The following is a 14,576-nucleotide window of genomic DNA, read 5'->3' as shown; positions in this document are numbered from 1 at the left end:
ACAAATGTTTCCGGCCGTAGAACAGAGAAAGGGACTACGCATTTGCAGGAAGTGTCCTAAGGGGGACGCGAGTCTACAAGGCGTTATTAAGCCACTGAGTGCGTCAGTTCTTTCTGGACATTGCGCCGGTGTACCAAACGTAATCGGCAAAAGCAGAGGTTACATGGACACCTACTTCTGCAAGGAGCAGAACAACGGTACCGTCTCCCGTGCCCAGATCGCGAAGGTGTGTTGGCACGCCGATGTCCTTACGCACGCGGTACGCCCCGGCAAACAACAGCGCCGGAACCGGAGCGGCGAGTAGCTGATGAGCCATACGTCGATCACGCTGTTGCTGGACCGCCAGCATCGCGGGTATGTGCTCTTCTGGGAGCTGTCCACAATGAGAATCGCGAATGTGCGCCAATAACTGCTCACGTACAGCCAGACACGTAGAATGGGTTCCCGTGAGCGGGGGCTGTTGCTTATAAATTGTAGCGACTTCTTCAGGGGCCAAATTTGCAGCCAATAAGGGATATGACTGTCCCAATGCATAACGAACGATGGGGCCGTATAACGCCCAGTCCCAACCATCCCGCCAGGCCAATTGAGCAGGAAGATCAGCCGGCGCAACAGATTTGAACGCCGCTTTGACCTCATCGACCCTGGATTGTTGATTCGGATCAAGCATTTCCAAGAGCAGGCTTCCCTGGGAGCGTCGATCAGCCAGTACCTGTAAAACCCATAACTCCAACGCGTGATGGTCTGGGTTGTCATGTTGCTCGCCGACCAACACCCGGGGGGCCTGCGCGAGACGGTCACCCAGTTGCTGCGCCGTCAGTTTTTGCCCACTGTTTAAATCACGGATCATGCCTACATCCACACGCTCATGCCCAAGAGGACTTTGCCAAGCCGGTATATTTTTTGACCGAGAGGCCGCACTGCAAGTGCCCGACGCCCCCCACCCCACCCGCAGTGCTATCAACTGCAAACGAATCAATGGATCTGCCTCAGCGAGTGCCTGCCAACTCCGTCGCATAACAGTGCTAACCCATGCGAATAGTTCTGTAGCAGCACACGGCCACATTAACGTGCCGCAAGACTCACGTCATGCGGGATGATTGCCACCACAGCGCCCTTGGTCGGCAACTTCTTGAATTTAAGTGCCGAAGTGACACACGGCGTCAATTTCCGCGATGGGCAGCGTCCAGCTGCCGGATCTGCGACACTCACTAGCCACGTAATGGCGATGGAGCCAAGCATGAAATTTCTCTGCAACGCAGAGTATCTGACCGAAGCACAAAGCCGGGGTTTCGAAATCGAGGGGCTTGAGCTACTGGCAATACGCAGAGAGGGGCAGGTATTTGTGTACCACAACCGCTGTCCGCATCGTGGGGTGCCGCTTGAATGGCAGGCAGATCAATTTCTCGATCCGAGTGCAAGCCTTATCCAGTGCGCCACACACGGCGCACTGTTTCTTATTGAAAGCGGGGAGTGTGTGGCTGGACCTTGCGCCGGTCAGTCACTGCGTGCAATCCCTTGCCGCGAAGATTCAAGCGGAATCTGGATCAGCCCGCCTTCTGACAAATAGGCTTGACTGGCGCCAGATGCACGTCAAGCCGACGATCAATGCGAATTTCTTCCGGAGTCAGCTGCACGCCGTAAGCCAAAACCTCTACGCCGGCCGCCACGGCTTCACGCAGGGCCGCCGCATAAACCGGGTCTATTTCTTCGGCCGGGCGTACCGCGTCGATACCCGTCAAGTTGACGCAATATACCAACACCCCACGCACGCCATTGCGCGCAAGGCTGGCCAACTCGCGAAGATGTCGCGCACCCCGTTGTGTCACTGAGTCCGGAAAAGCAGCGATCGTGGACTCGTCAAATCCCAGAGTGACACTTTTGACCTCCACGAATGCTGGCCCGCTCGGATAGTCCAAGCGAAAATCCACACGACTGTTTTCTTGCCCATAGGGCACTTCGCGCTTGAGCGCCGTGAAACCACTTAATTCAGTAATCACACCCGCGCGCAGGGCTTCTTCTACTAAATTATTCGCCCGACCGGTATTGACGCAGGCCAAACGCCCCTGTGGAGTTTCGGCAATTTCCCAAGTTCCAGGAAGCTTGCGCTTTGGATCGCTGGAACGACTGAACCAAACGCGCCCGCCTGGCGCCATGCAATTAAACATCGACCCGGTATTAGGGCAATGAATAGTCAGCTTTTCACCGCCTGGGGTTTCAATGTCGGCAAGAAAGCGTTTGTAGCGGACCAGCAGACGACCATTTTCAAGCTCAGGAGAGAAGCGCATCAGCCTTGCCAACTCCGCAAACCCTTGGCAATTCGCTCAATCGCTTCCTGCAACCGCGGCAGACTTTGAGTGTAAGCAAACCGAACATGATGACCGGCCTGGAAGCGGCCAAAGTCTAGTCCAGGGGTGATTGCGACGTGTTCGACTTCAAGAAAATGCCGACAGAAAGCAAATGCGTCGCCGCCAAACGCGGTGATGTCTGCGTAGAGGTAGAACGCACCTTGCGGCTCGACTGCAATGCCGAAACCCAATTCGCGCAGCGCGGGTAACAAAAAGTCGCGTCGTCGCCCAAATTCTGCGCGCCGTTCTTCGAGAATCTCCAGGGTCTGCGGTTCAAAACACGCGAGCGCAGCGTGTTGAGCCATGCTCGGGGCACTGATATAGAGATTCTGCGCAAGCTTCTCCAGGTCTGCTACCGCATCTTGCGGCGCGACTATCCAGCCCAACCGCCAGCCGGTCATGCCAAAGTATTTGGAAAAACTGTTCAGCACGAAGGCATCGTCATCAACTTCGAGCACGCTTGCCGCATCACAGCCATAGGTTAGTCCGTGATAAATCTCATCCACCACCAAATGTCCATGGCGGATTTTCAATGCCGCAGACAACGCCGCCAACTCATCACGGCTCAACATCGTGCCGGTAGGATTGGCAGGTGAAGCAACCAATGCGCCGACGCTGTCTTTATCCCAATGCCGGGCCACAAGGTCCGGCGTCAACTGATAGCGTACGTCCGGTCCAGCCGGCACTAATTGCGCGGAGCCTTCTATCAGTCGTAAAAAATGGCGATTGCAGGGGTAACCCGGATCGGCCAATAACCAATGTTTACCAGGGTCTACCAACAAGCTGGTGGCGAGCAGCAAAGCGCCAGAGCCACCGGGCGTAATCAGAATCCGATCTGGATCCACGGTCACCCGGTAACGCTGAGCGTAAAATCCGGCAATAGCTTCACGCAGTTCAGGCAATCCCCGAGCAGCGGTGTATCGAGTTTTACCTGCCGCCAACGCGGCCTGACCTGCGGCGATGATGGGCTCAGCGGTCGTGAAATCTGGCTCGCCGATTTCAAGGTGGATGACATCATGGCCTGCCGCCTGCAACTCGTTTGCCCGCGCCAACAAGGCCATGACATGAAAGGGTTCGATAGCGCGACTACGCGCACTGTAGGGGTGAGCCATGAGCCTTCCTTAAAGGAGAGTCGGAGTATCAATCGCCTGATTCTACCCAACCTGCGGTCTTACAGTCCGGTTTATGACGCTTACGCTTGCCAACAACCCCCTGCGCAAAAAAAATCGAACGGGTACTTTCGCCAAGACTAAAATCAACTTTTGCGAACGATTTTTCATACCCTGCTCAAGTATCACAGCCTACAAAGATAAAAAGGTGCTAACAGGCTCGACAACCGGGAGTAGCGCGCTCCGATTTGATCTGGTAAGTTCGCCCGCTTGCAGCCGCAGGGCCGGCAGGTGTCGGTGAAGAAAAAATCCTGCGCAATGGATAGAGAAAAGCGAGAGGCGGTCCATTCATGCCCACCCAAGAAAAGCAGCAAAGCAGCCAGCCCGTTCGTGACTTCGAACCTTACGTAATCAGTAAGGGTGAGGAATACATGAGCGAGCCTATGCGTTTCCACTTCATCGGCATCCTCAACAAGTGGAAGCTGCAGTTGATGCAAGAGGTCGATCGGACCATGGATCACATGAAGGACGAAGCAGCCAACTTTCCCGATCCCGCAGATCGTGCAAGCCAGGAAGAAGAATTCAACCTGGAACTGCGCGCCCGCGATCGCGAGCGAAAGCTGATCAAGAAGATAGACAAGACGTTGCAATTGATAGAAGCAGAAGAATATGGCTGGTGCGAGTCCTGTGGCGTAGAGATCGGCATTCGCCGGCTTGAAGCCCGCCCTACCGCTGACCTTTGCATCGACTGCAAAACGTTGGCCGAAATTAAAGAAAAACAGGTCGGTAAATGATCTTCAACAAGGGGCGCCTCGGCGCCCCTTGTTGTTTCTAACGCGCGGCGTAGCAGCATTGAACCTTACTGTCGGAGCGTGCGATAAAGATTTTTCAGTGCCTTCCCTTTCGTGTCTGCCAAAGTCTCTGTGAGAGTTGGTTGCCGACGAAAGCGTCAATGCCAGCGGCCCCTCCTACAGTTCTGGAGCGCAAATATCCCGTATATCATTGCTGACTGTTCCATTACCATCGCACCATGAATTCCCCCTCATATATCGGGCGCTTTGCGCCAACTCCCAGCGGTTATCTGCACTTCGGATCATTGGTTGCGGCACTGGCGTCGTATCTCGACGCCCGCTCGGTGGGCGGAAAATGGCTGATGCGCATGGAAGACCTTGACCCCCCGCGCGAGGTCGCTGGCGCGCAAACAGCTATTTTGCGAACGCTGGAAAGCTACGGATTCGAGTGGGACGGCGAACTGATCAGCCAAAGCCAAAGGCACGAAGACTACGAGCAGGTCATCCGTCGCTGGTTGAGTCACGGCCTGGCTTATGCCTGCACCTGTTCGCGCAAACAATTGGAAGGCTCAAATGGGGTGTATCCCGGCAGGTGCCGCAACCTCGGACACACTACTGAAAACGCCGCAATACGCATACGCGTACCCGAACTGGACTATCGTTTTGAGGATCGGGTACAAGGCCTCTTTGCCCAACACTTGGGACGCGATGTCGGCGATTTCGTTATCCGTCGTCGCGACGGTCTGTATGCGTATCAGCTGGCGGTAATCATTGACGATGCCTGGCAAGGTATTACCGATATTGTTCGTGGCGCGGACTTGCTCGATTCTACCCCCCGCCAGCTCTATCTTCAGGAGCTGCTCGGCCTGCCACAACCTCGCTATTTGCACGTGCCTCTGATCACCCAACCAGACGGCAACAAGCTAGGCAAATCGTATCGATCTGCGCCGCTGCAAAACGATCAAGCGACCTTGTTGTTGCTTCGTGCTTTACGGGCCTTGGGCCAACCAACGGACGATGGGCTTAACTACGCAAGCCCTCGCGAGGTATTGAAGTGGGGAATCGAGCAGTGGGATGCAACCTTGATCCCAAGAATCCAGAGCCTTGAAGAAGCTAAATTAAGCTGAGTTAGAGCCTTCGGCGCAGTGCCGCGATGGCAGCCCGTAAAACGCCGCTTGCAGCTTCGCCGCCATCCAGTACCATCGCCCGACCTTTTTAGTGAGGCCAGCATGTACATCTATCGATTGGTCCTGCTCCTGGTGGTAGGGATATACCTGTTTTCCCCAGCCATTATGGACTGGTGGATTGAACCAACAGGCGCGTGGTATCGCCCCTATTTGCTCTGGCTGATTCTGATCGTCGTGACCTTTATCCTGCAGAGTCAACGAGATGCCGATGAGCTTTAGCCTGACCCAGATGATACTGATCAGCGCCGCCTATTTGCTGGTGCTGTTCGGCGTCGCCTGGGTCAGTGAGCGTGGCCTAGTCCCACGCTGGATCATTCGCCACCCGCTGACCTACACCCTATCGCTTGGCGTATACGCCAGCGCCTGGGCGTTTTACGGCACTGTGGGGTTGGCCTATCAATACGGCTACGGTTTTTTATCCAGCTACCTGGGCGTATCCGGGGCGTTTCTGCTGGCACCGGTACTGCTCTATCCGATTCTCAAGATTACCCGTACTTACCAACTGTCTTCGTTGGCGGATTTGTTTGCCTTTCGTTTCCGCAGCACATGGGCCGGCGCACTGACCACCATTTTCATGCTGATCGGCGTGTTGCCGTTACTCGCCTTGCAGATTCAGTCAGTCGCAGACTCTATCGGTATCCTGACCCACGAACCCGTGCAGAACCGTGTTGCGCTGGCTTTCTGCGCCTTGATCACGCTGTTCACAATTTTCTTCGGCTCACGACATATTGCGACTCGGGAGAAACACGAGGGTCTGGTATTCGCCATCGCTTTCGAATCAGTCATCAAGCTTGTGGCCATGGGCGGCGTAGGTTTGTACGCCCTATATGGGGTGTTCGACGGCCCGACGCAGTTAGAGCAGTGGTTACTGCAAAACCAGGCCGCCCTCGCCGCGCTTCACACCCCACTGCAAGAAGGCCCATGGCGCACGCTGCTGTTGGTGTTTTTCGCCTCAGCCATCGTCATGCCGCATATGTACCATATGACCTTCACCGAAAACCTCAATCCGCGCTCGCTGGTCAGCGCCAGCTGGGGTTTGCCACTGTTCCTTTTGCTGATGAGTCTGGCAGTGCCACTGATTCTATGGGCCGGACTTAAACTGGGCGCTCAGACCAGCCCGGAGTACTTCACGTTAGGCGTCGGTATCGCCGCCAACAGCAAAGCATTGGCATTGTTGGCGTATGTCGGCGGTTTATCAGCGGCGAGCGGACTGATCATCGTCACTACGCTGGCCTTATCGGGTATGGCACTCAATCACTTGGTATTGCCGCTGTATCAACCGCCTGCCGAAGGCAATATTTACCGTTGGCTGAAATGGACCCGTCGCGGCTTGATTGTCGCCATCATCATGCTGGGTTACGGGTTCTACTTACTACTCGGTAAACAGCAGGATTTAGCGAATTTAGGCATCGTGGCCTTCGTCGCCACGTTGCAGTTTCTGCCTGGGGTATTGTCGGTGCTGTACTGGCCCACCGCTAACCGTCGCGGCTTCATTGCCGGGCTGATAGCGGGGATCGGTGTCTGGATGGTGAGCATGCTGTTGCCCTTGATTGGCAACTTCCACGGCTTTTATATCCCGATGTTGAACATGATCTACGTGCTTGACGACACCAGTTGGCACATGGCAGCCATCGCCTCACTGGCGGCCAACGTTTTGATTTTCACCCTGATCTCGTTGTTCAGTGACGCCAGCCCGGAAGAAGCCAGCGCCGCGGAAGCCTGCGCTGTGGATAACGTGCGACGTCCGCAACGGCGAGAGTTGCACGCTGCGTCCCCTCAGGAATTCGCCACGCAATTGGCCAAACCCCTGGGCGCAAAAGCCGCACAAAAAGAAGTCGAACAAGCACTGCGCGACCTTTACCTGCCGTTTGATGAGCGCCGCCCTTACGCACTGCGCCGCCTGCGTGATCGGATCGAAGCCAACCTTTCGGGATTGATGGGACCGAGCGTCGCACAGGACATGGTTGAAACCTTCCTGCCATACAAATCCGGCAGTGAAAACTATGTCACCGAAGACATCCACTTCATCGAAAGTCGTCTCGAGGACTATCACTCACGGCTGACAGGCCTGGCTGCCGAACTGGATGCGTTGCGCCGCTACCACCGCCAAACATTGCAGGAATTGCCCATGGGCGTGTGCTCACTGGCCAAGGATCAGGAAATCCTGATGTGGAATAAAGCCATGGAAGAGTTAACCGGCATCGGGGCGCAGCGAGTGGTGGGCTCTCGACTGGAAACAATCGCCGACCCGTGGAAAGAACTGCTGCAGGGCTTTATTGACCTGCCTGACGAACACTTGCACAAACAACGTCTCGGGCTGGATGGCCAGACACGTTGGTTAAACCTGCACAAAGCCGCCATCGACGAACCCCTCGCGCCGGGTAACAGCGGTTTGGTGTTGCTTGTTGAAGACTTGACCGATACCCAGATGCTTGAAGATAAGCTAGTGCATTCCGAGCGCTTGGCCAGCATCGGTCGCCTTGCAGCGGGCGTCGCCCACGAGATTGGTAATCCGATTACCGGCATCGCATGCCTGGCGCAAAATCTGCGCGAAGAACGCGAAGACGACAGCGAACTGACGGAAATCAGTAGCCAGATTCTTGAACAGACCAAACGTGTTTCACGCATCGTTCAGTCACTCATGAGCTTTGCTCATGCCGGCGGTCACCAACATTCCGACGAAGCGGTATGCCTGGCTGAAGTAGCCCAAGATGCTATCGGTTTACTGGCGCTGAATCGACGCAATTACGAGGTGCAATTCTTCAATCTGTGCAACCCGGAACACTGGGTGGACGGAGACCCACAAAGACTCGCGCAGGTGTTGATAAACCTGCTTACCAACGCCCGTGACGCTTCACCATCGGGCAGCGCCGTGCGGGTAAAAACAGAAATTTCCGAACACACGGTCGATCTGATCGTAGAAGACGAAGGCAGTGGGATTCCAAAATCAATCATGGACCGATTATTCGAACCGTTTTTCACGACCAAAGACCCGGGGGAAGGTACCGGACTGGGCCTTGCACTGGTCTATTCCATCGTTGAAGAGCATTATGGACAAATCACCATCGACAGCCCGGCCGACCCCGAGCATCAACGCGGCACCCGTATCCGGGTGACTTTGCCGCGTCATGTCGAAGCGACGTCCGCTACTAACTGAGACCGTCGAGAGTATCGAATCACATGCCTCACATTCTGATCGTCGAAGACGAAACAATTATTCGCTCGGCCCTGCGACGCCTCCTTGAACGAAATCAGTATCAGGTCAGCGAAGCCGGTTCAGTGCAGGAAGCACAGGAACGTTTCAGCATCTCCTCGTTTGACTTGATCGTCAGCGACCTACGCCTGCCCGGTGCGCCTGGCACTGAACTGATCAAGCTCGGTCAGGGCAAACCCGTCCTGATCATGACCAGCTATGCCAGCCTGCGCTCTGCCGTAGACTCAATGAAAATGGGCGCGGTTGATTACATCGCCAAACCTTTTGACCACGACGAAATGCTCCAGGCCGTTGCGCGCATTTTGCGCGACAGGCAAACGATTCAAAGCCTGCAAGCCGAACTTTCGGCCGCAGGCGCGAAGCCGGCTAGCGTGTCCGATAAAGGCGTGGTGGATAACAGCAACGGCGAAATCGGTATTATCGGCTCATGTCCCCCGATGCAGGATTTGTACGTCAAGATCCGTAAGGTAGCGCCAACCGATTCCAATGTGCTGATCCAAGGCGAGTCGGGCACCGGCAAAGAGCTGGTGGCACGCGCGCTGCACAACCTGTCCAAACGGGCCAAGGCACCGATGATCTCGGTCAACTGCGCCGCGATACCGGAATCCCTCATAGAATCTGAACTGTTTGGACACGAGAAAGGTGCTTTTACCGGAGCCAGCGCTGGCCGCGCAGGTTTGGTTGAGGCCGCGGACGGTGGCACGCTGTTCCTTGACGAGATCGGTGAACTCCCGCTCGAAGCCCAGGCGCGATTACTACGAGTGCTTCAGGAAGGTGAAATTCGCCGTGTCGGTTCGGTGCAATCGCAAAAAGTCGACGTGCGTCTAATCGCTGCAACTCACCGCGACCTCAAGAGTTTGGCCAAAGTCGGCCAGTTTCGTGAAGACTTGTATTATCGCCTGCACGTAATTGCTCTGAAATTGCCTGCGCTGCGCGAACGTGGCGCCGACGTTCTGGAAATTGCTCATTCGTTCTTGGCTCGACAAAGTGCCAAGGTTGGCCGCACGGACCTGAAGTTCGCGCCCGATGCCGAGCAGGCAATTCGTCACTACACGTGGCCGGGTAATGTTCGAGAACTGGAAAACGCAGTCGAACGCTCCGTGATCCTGTGCGAGAGCCCGGAAATCTCCGCCGAACTGTTGGGTATTGATATCGAGCTGAGTGATTTGGATGACGAGGATTTCGTCGGTTTGGGTCCGCAGCAGAATTCGACCAGCGCCACCAGTCATGAGCCCACTGAAGATTTGTCGCTGGAAGACTACTTCCAGCACTTCGTGCTCGAGCATCAGGACCATATGACCGAAACAGAACTGGCCCGCAAGCTTGGCGTCAGCCGTAAATGTCTCTGGGAACGCCGTCAGCGCTTAGGTATTCCACGGCGCAAAACCAGTGTCGCCAGTGAAAGCTGAGTAGTACGAGCGCGCGAGGCTCTGGCCCGTGCTGCTCGAATGCTCCAAACAACTGTTACCCCGATCAATCACGTAACAAATGCCGGGTCTTAAGGTAACGAAAGTCCGGTTTTTTAACGCCCGTTAAAACTCTCGATTTCGCCCCACGCCCCGGTTTTAAAGGATTTTTAAAAGTTGGCACAGCTCCTGCTATGTCTCTAGTACAAGAACAATAAAAAGCAGTGTAAACAACACAATAAAAATAAGACGAATCGGCTCACGCATAATAAAAACAAGACGGCGGAGGCGCAGCTAACTGATTCTTTTGGAGAGGAGTTGTATTTGGGGCTTGCCCCATGACCAGGCTGAGAATTATAAAAACTACCCCAAAGTAGCGCCTGAACTGGTTGGATCGAATGATCATTGCAACGCAGCGACCAAAGCAATCCGTTTGCTCTTGACTCCCGATTTGGGAGGTTCGCAGGCGAAAGCCCGAGAACGGGGCACTTAATAAAAACAAAAAGCCCGAGTGAATAATAAAAATAAAAGCGCAAACAACTTTGGGGGAGCTTCGGCTCCCCCAGTAGCTTCTGCTATTCCCCCTACCACCTGGCGCCGACTACGCCAGCCGCTTGTGCAGCTTCCTACACCATCCCCTGACTAAATGCTAGAATCCCCGCCCATCATGCGGTCATTCTCGTTTTTGGCCGAATATTCCTTTAAACAGTGCATCCCATGCTGAAAAAGCTGTTCCAGTCATTCCGCTCCCCATTGCGTCGGCCGCAACAAACGCAACACATACGTACTACGCCTGAAGTGCTCACTAGCAGCCAACATTCGCTGCAGCGCGGCCAGTTCAGTCGTTACGCGGTAAATATCGTTGAGCGTTTGCAGACCGCCGGTTACCAGGCATATCTGGTCGGCGGCTGCGTGCGGGACTTGATGCTGCATATCACACCAAAAGATTTCGACGTTGCCACTAGTGCCACGCCGGAACAAGTACGTGCCGAGTTCCGTAATGCCCGAGTAATCGGTCGGCGCTTCAAACTGGTCCATGTTCATTTCGGCCGAGAAATAATTGAGGTCGCGACGTTCCGCGCCAATCATCCTCAAGATGATGAAGAAGAGGACAGCAATCAGTCCTCACGCAACGAAAGCGGACGCATCCTGCGTGACAATGTCTACGGCACCCTTGAAGAGGACGCCCAACGTCGCGACTTCACCATCAACGCGTTGTATTACGACCCCGTCACTGAACGCGTTCTCGATTATGCCAACGGCGTACACGACATTCGCAATCGTCTGATCCGCCTGATCGGTGATCCCGAGCAGCGCTACAAAGAAGACCCGGTGCGGATGCTGCGTGCGGTGCGTTTCGCTGCGAAGCTGGATTTCGGTATAGAAAAACACAGCGCCACGCCGATTCAACAGTTAGCGCCAATGCTGCGCGATATTCCTTCTGCACGTCTATTTGAGGAAGTGCTGAAGCTGTTTTTGTCCGGTTATGCCGAACCCACGTTTGAGATGCTGGTTGATCTTGAGCTGTTCGAGCCGCTATTCCCGGCCAGCGCCAACTCACTAGAAATGAACCCGACCTACACCCATACGCTGATCAGTGAAGCCCTGGCTAACACCGATCTACGTATCTCGCAAAACAAGCCGGTCACCCCGGCCTTCCTGTTTGCCGCCATGCTCTGGCCAGCGCTGCCAGCTAAAGTCCTTCGCTTGCAGGAACGCGGTATGCCGCCGATTCCGGCCATGCAAGAAGCGGCGCACGAGCTCATCGTTGAGCAATGCCAACGGATTGCCATTCCCAAACGCTTTACCATGCCGATCCGTGAGATCTGGGACATGCAGGAGCGTCTGCCAAGGCGTACCGGCAAACGCGCAGATTTGTTGCTCGATAACCCCAGGTTCCGTGCCGGCTACGATTTCCTGCTATTGCGCGAACTCGCAGGCGAGGAAACCGAAGGCCTTGGCGACTGGTGGACCGATTATCAGCAAAGCAACGAAGGCGAGCGCCGCAACATGATTCGCGACCTGGGCAACAAGCCCGACGCAACAGGTGCAGCCCCGCGCAAACGCCGTCGCAGCAGTGGCAGCAAGCGTAAACGCAATGCCTCCGACGCGCCGCTTACCTCAGGCGACTGATCGTGGAACGCGTCTATATTGGTCTGGGCAGCAATTTGTCTGACCCGGCCGACCAATTGCGCCTTGCCCTCAAAGCACTGGAGCAGTTGCCATCTTGCGAATGGGTCGGCGTTTCGTCGTTTTATGCCAGCGACTCGCTACTACCCGGCCAGCCGCGCTTTACCAATGCCATCGCCGCCCTGAATACGGCGCTTGAGCCGCTGGCATTGCTTGATGCGTTACAGGCTATCGAGTGTAATCAGGGCCGCGAGCGGCATGAGCGCTGGGGTCCAAGAACGCTGGATCTGGACATTATCGTCTTCGGTGACCGGCTAATAGACGAACCTAGACTCAAAGTCCCTCACTACCACCTGCATGCTCGCGCCTTCGTCCTGTATCCCTTGTCTGAACTCGCGCCCCACCTGCAATTGGCCGACGGCCGCTCCCTTGATCAACTGCTGGCAGACTGCCCTTTCGTTGGTCTGGAACATCTTTAGCGGTTCTACAAACTTCTGCGCTAAGGGACAACTACGGTACCGCCCGAAATCCATAAGCGGTAACACCTGCTCAAACGGTAACACCTGTAATTGACTTCACGCCCCCTCATCACGAAGATAGGCGTCCCGCTGCCGATCACATGGCAAAAGGGCGCGAATCAGGCCTTTGCAAAACACCGCATACGACGGTGTGCCTGTTTTTCCAGATGATCTCATGCGTTGCTCGCAGTAGTTTCACAGCGCCTGAACGAGGATTTTTTTCATGCCAGACATAACCCTGACGACCTTGCAAAGCCTCAAGCAGAAAGGTGAAAAAATCACCATGCTGACCTGCTATGACGCGACCTTTGCTCACGCTGTCAGCCAGGCCGGTGTCGAAATATTGCTGGTCGGCGACTCGCTAGGCATGGTTTTGCAAGGCCACAACAGCACCCTGCCAGTGACCAATGCCGAAATGGCCTATCACGTTGCCTGCGTTAAACGCGGTAACCAAGGCGCGCTAATTCTCGCCGACCTGCCCTTTATGGCCTATGCCACGCTCGAGCAGACCTTCACCAACAGTGCGCAGTTGATGCAAGCTGGTGCGCACATGATCAAAGTCGAGGGCGCAGCCTGGTTAGCCGAGTCGATCAAGTTGTTGGCCGAGCGCGGTATTCCTGTGTGTGCACACATGGGCCTGACCCCGCAATCGGTGAACATCTTGGGTGGTTATAAAGTGCAGGGCCGTCAGGAAGCCCAAGCTCGGCAAATGCGCGCTGATGCCATCGCCCTGGAGCAAGCAGGTGTGGCGATGATTTTGCTCGAGTGCGTGCCGAGTGAATTGGCACAGGAAATCACCCACGCGGTCAAAGTGCCGGTGATCGGCATTGGTGCAGGCAACGCGACCGACGGCCAGGTGCTGGTCCTGCACGACATGCTCGGCCTTTCCATCACCGGCAGAGTGCCCAAGTTCGTCCGGAACTTCATGACTGGACAGCCGGATATCCAGTCGGCGTTACAGGCCTATGTCACTGCGGTAAAAGAAGTGAGTTTCCCGGCAACAGAACACGGATTTTCCGCATGAACACAGTAAAAACCGTGCGCGAGCTACGCGCTGCAATAGCTCGGGCGCGCAGTGAAGGCAAACGCGTCGGGCTTGTACCAACCATGGGCAACCTGCACAACGGTCACGCCGCATTGGTACTCAAAGCCGCTCAACGCGCTGACTTCGTGGTGGCGAGCATTTTTGTCAATCCACTGCAATTTGGCCCTAACGAGGACCTTGCGACTTACCCGCGAACCTTGCCTGCCGATCAGGAAACCCTGTTGCAAGCAGGTTGCCATTTGCTGTTCACGCCCTCGGTGGATGAAATGTACCCCCATGGCATGAACAACCAGACCCGAGTTAGCGTCCCGCATCTATCTGAAGGCTTATGCGGCGGCAGTCGTCCCGGTCATTTTGACGGCGTGGCCACCGTCGTCAGCAAACTCTTCAACATGGTGCAGCCTGATTTAGCAGTGTTTGGCCAAAAAGATTTTCAGCAACTGGCGGTCATCAAAGCACTGGTTCGCGACCTAAACATGCCTATACAGATCATTGGCGAACCAACGGTGCGCGCCACCGATGGCCTAGCGCTATCGTCGCGCAATATGTACCTTAGCGAGGTCCAACGCGCTGCGGCACCAGCCCTGTACCGCGCCATCAAGCTAATCGCCGACGGCATCCAAAATGGCGAAAAAGACTTTAACCGCTTGCGTGCTGAAGGGCTGACGCTCATTGAAGCGGCCCATTTTCGCCTTGACTATATGGAAATTTGCGAAGCATCCACCTTGCGCCACGCCTGCGCCGAAGATCAGGATTTAGTGATTATGGCCGCTGCGTACCAAGGCTCCACCCGATTGATCGACAACTTGCACCTGACCAAGGAATAAA

13 protein-coding genes are annotated in these 14,576 nt (G+C 55.4%); 10 read left to right on the top strand and 3 right to left on the bottom strand.

Annotated features, from left to right (window positions below; all coding sequences use genetic code 11):
* Positions 1-103 precede the first annotated feature (103 nt).
* Positions 104-976, bottom strand: coding sequence for a ChaN family lipoprotein (locus QN378_RS15800; protein WP_407074121.1), 873 nt, complete (start codon positions 974-976; stop codon positions 104-106).
* A gap of 264 nt (positions 977-1,240) precedes the next feature.
* On the opposite strand from QN378_RS15800, the gene QN378_RS15795 reads away from it, so the two are divergent.
* On the top strand, positions 1,241-1,570 hold the full coding sequence (locus tag QN378_RS15795) for a Rieske (2Fe-2S) protein (protein ID WP_322206797.1): 330 nt from the start codon (positions 1,241-1,243) through the stop codon (positions 1,568-1,570).
* Here the strand turns inward: QN378_RS15795 and sfsA are convergent.
* Both sfsA and QN378_RS15785 read right to left on the bottom strand, forming a co-directional pair.
* Positions 1,548-2,288, bottom strand: coding sequence for a DNA/RNA nuclease SfsA (gene sfsA, locus QN378_RS15790; RefSeq protein WP_322206795.1), 741 nt, complete (start codon positions 2,286-2,288; stop codon positions 1,548-1,550). The two genes, QN378_RS15795 and sfsA, sit on opposite strands and share 23 nt — an antisense overlap.
* The gene (locus tag QN378_RS15785; RefSeq protein WP_322206793.1) at positions 2,288-3,460 is read right to left on the bottom strand and encodes a pyridoxal phosphate-dependent aminotransferase; all 1,173 of its coding nucleotides are present in this window, start codon (positions 3,458-3,460) and stop codon (positions 2,288-2,290) included. Before QN378_RS15785 ends, sfsA begins: the two co-directional genes overlap by 1 nt.
* Before the next feature lie 347 nt (positions 3,461-3,807).
* On the opposite strand from QN378_RS15785, the gene dksA reads away from it, so the two are divergent.
* From dksA to panC, 9 genes are all read left to right on the top strand, one after another.
* Positions 3,808-4,251, top strand: coding sequence for an RNA polymerase-binding protein DksA (gene dksA / locus QN378_RS15780; protein WP_322206791.1), 444 nt, complete (start codon positions 3,808-3,810; stop codon positions 4,249-4,251).
* Positions 4,252-4,487: 236 nt separating this feature from the next.
* Entirely contained in the window at positions 4,488-5,375 is an 888-nt protein-coding gene (gluQRS, locus tag QN378_RS15775) for a tRNA glutamyl-Q(34) synthetase GluQRS (RefSeq protein WP_322206789.1), read from the top strand.
* 102 nt (positions 5,376-5,477) lie between these two features.
* Positions 5,478-5,654: a hypothetical protein gene (locus tag QN378_RS15770; RefSeq protein WP_003250005.1), complete on the top strand. Its 177-nt coding sequence runs from the start codon at positions 5,478-5,480 to the stop codon at positions 5,652-5,654.
* The gene (locus QN378_RS15765) at positions 5,638-8,592 is read left to right on the top strand and encodes a sensor histidine kinase (RefSeq protein ID WP_322206788.1); all 2,955 of its coding nucleotides are present in this window, start codon (positions 5,638-5,640) and stop codon (positions 8,590-8,592) included. The genes QN378_RS15770 and QN378_RS15765 overlap by 17 nt, the downstream gene beginning before the upstream one ends.
* 23 nt (positions 8,593-8,615) lie before the next feature.
* On the top strand, positions 8,616-10,058 hold the full coding sequence (locus QN378_RS15760) for a sigma-54 dependent transcriptional regulator (RefSeq protein WP_322206787.1): 1,443 nt from the start codon (positions 8,616-8,618) through the stop codon (positions 10,056-10,058).
* A 714-nt stretch (positions 10,059-10,772) separates the two neighbouring features.
* The gene (locus tag QN378_RS15755) at positions 10,773-12,188 is read left to right on the top strand and encodes a polynucleotide adenylyltransferase PcnB (RefSeq protein ID WP_322206786.1); all 1,416 of its coding nucleotides are present in this window, start codon (positions 10,773-10,775) and stop codon (positions 12,186-12,188) included.
* Positions 12,185-12,664 carry a 2-amino-4-hydroxy-6-hydroxymethyldihydropteridine diphosphokinase gene (folK, locus tag QN378_RS15750; RefSeq protein WP_407074128.1) on the top strand — a complete coding sequence of 160 codons (480 nt, stop codon included), beginning with the start codon at positions 12,185-12,187 and terminating at the stop codon, positions 12,662-12,664. The genes QN378_RS15755 and folK overlap by 4 nt, the downstream gene beginning before the upstream one ends.
* Positions 12,665-12,926: 262 nt before the next feature.
* Positions 12,927-13,727, top strand: a complete 801-nt coding sequence (gene panB, locus QN378_RS15745) for a 3-methyl-2-oxobutanoate hydroxymethyltransferase (RefSeq protein WP_322206784.1) — start codon at positions 12,927-12,929, stop codon at positions 13,725-13,727.
* Entirely contained in the window at positions 13,724-14,575 is an 852-nt protein-coding gene (panC, locus tag QN378_RS15740) for a pantoate--beta-alanine ligase (protein WP_322206783.1), read from the top strand. Before panB ends, panC begins: the two co-directional genes overlap by 4 nt.
* Position 14,576 lies beyond the last annotated feature (1 nt).

The organism is Pseudomonas sp. 10S5, from assembly GCF_035019745.1.
Classification (GTDB): Bacteria; Pseudomonadota; Gammaproteobacteria; order Pseudomonadales; family Pseudomonadaceae; genus Aquipseudomonas.
Note: the sequence above shows the minus strand (reverse complement) of the source record. Positions and strands in the feature narration are given on the sequence as shown.

What these genes read in the sequence shown, in the direction of transcription:
- QN378_RS15755 (WP_322206786.1), top strand. Translation starts at nt 10,773, where the DNA reads ATGCTGAAAAAGCTGTTCCAGTCATTCCGCTCCCCATTGCGTCGGCCG.
- QN378_RS15760 (WP_322206787.1), top strand. Translation starts at nt 8,616, where the DNA reads ATGCCTCACATTCTGATCGTCGAAGACGAAACAATTATTCGCTCGGCC.
- sfsA (WP_322206795.1), bottom strand. Translation starts at nt 2,288, where the DNA reads ATGCGCTTCTCTCCTGAGCTTGAAAATGGTCGTCTGCTGGTCCGCTAC.
- QN378_RS15785 (WP_322206793.1), bottom strand. Translation starts at nt 3,460, where the DNA reads ATGGCTCACCCCTACAGTGCGCGTAGTCGCGCTATCGAACCCTTTCAT.
- panB (WP_322206784.1), top strand. Translation starts at nt 12,927, where the DNA reads ATGCCAGACATAACCCTGACGACCTTGCAAAGCCTCAAGCAGAAAGGT.
- QN378_RS15765 (WP_322206788.1), top strand. Translation starts at nt 5,638, where the DNA reads ATGCCGATGAGCTTTAGCCTGACCCAGATGATACTGATCAGCGCCGCC.
- QN378_RS15770 (WP_003250005.1), top strand. Translation starts at nt 5,478, where the DNA reads ATGTACATCTATCGATTGGTCCTGCTCCTGGTGGTAGGGATATACCTG.
- dksA (WP_322206791.1), top strand. Translation starts at nt 3,808, where the DNA reads ATGCCCACCCAAGAAAAGCAGCAAAGCAGCCAGCCCGTTCGTGACTTC.
- panC (WP_322206783.1), top strand. Translation starts at nt 13,724, where the DNA reads ATGAACACAGTAAAAACCGTGCGCGAGCTACGCGCTGCAATAGCTCGG.
- gluQRS (WP_322206789.1), top strand. Translation starts at nt 4,488, where the DNA reads ATGAATTCCCCCTCATATATCGGGCGCTTTGCGCCAACTCCCAGCGGT.
- QN378_RS15795 (WP_322206797.1), top strand. Translation starts at nt 1,241, where the DNA reads ATGAAATTTCTCTGCAACGCAGAGTATCTGACCGAAGCACAAAGCCGG.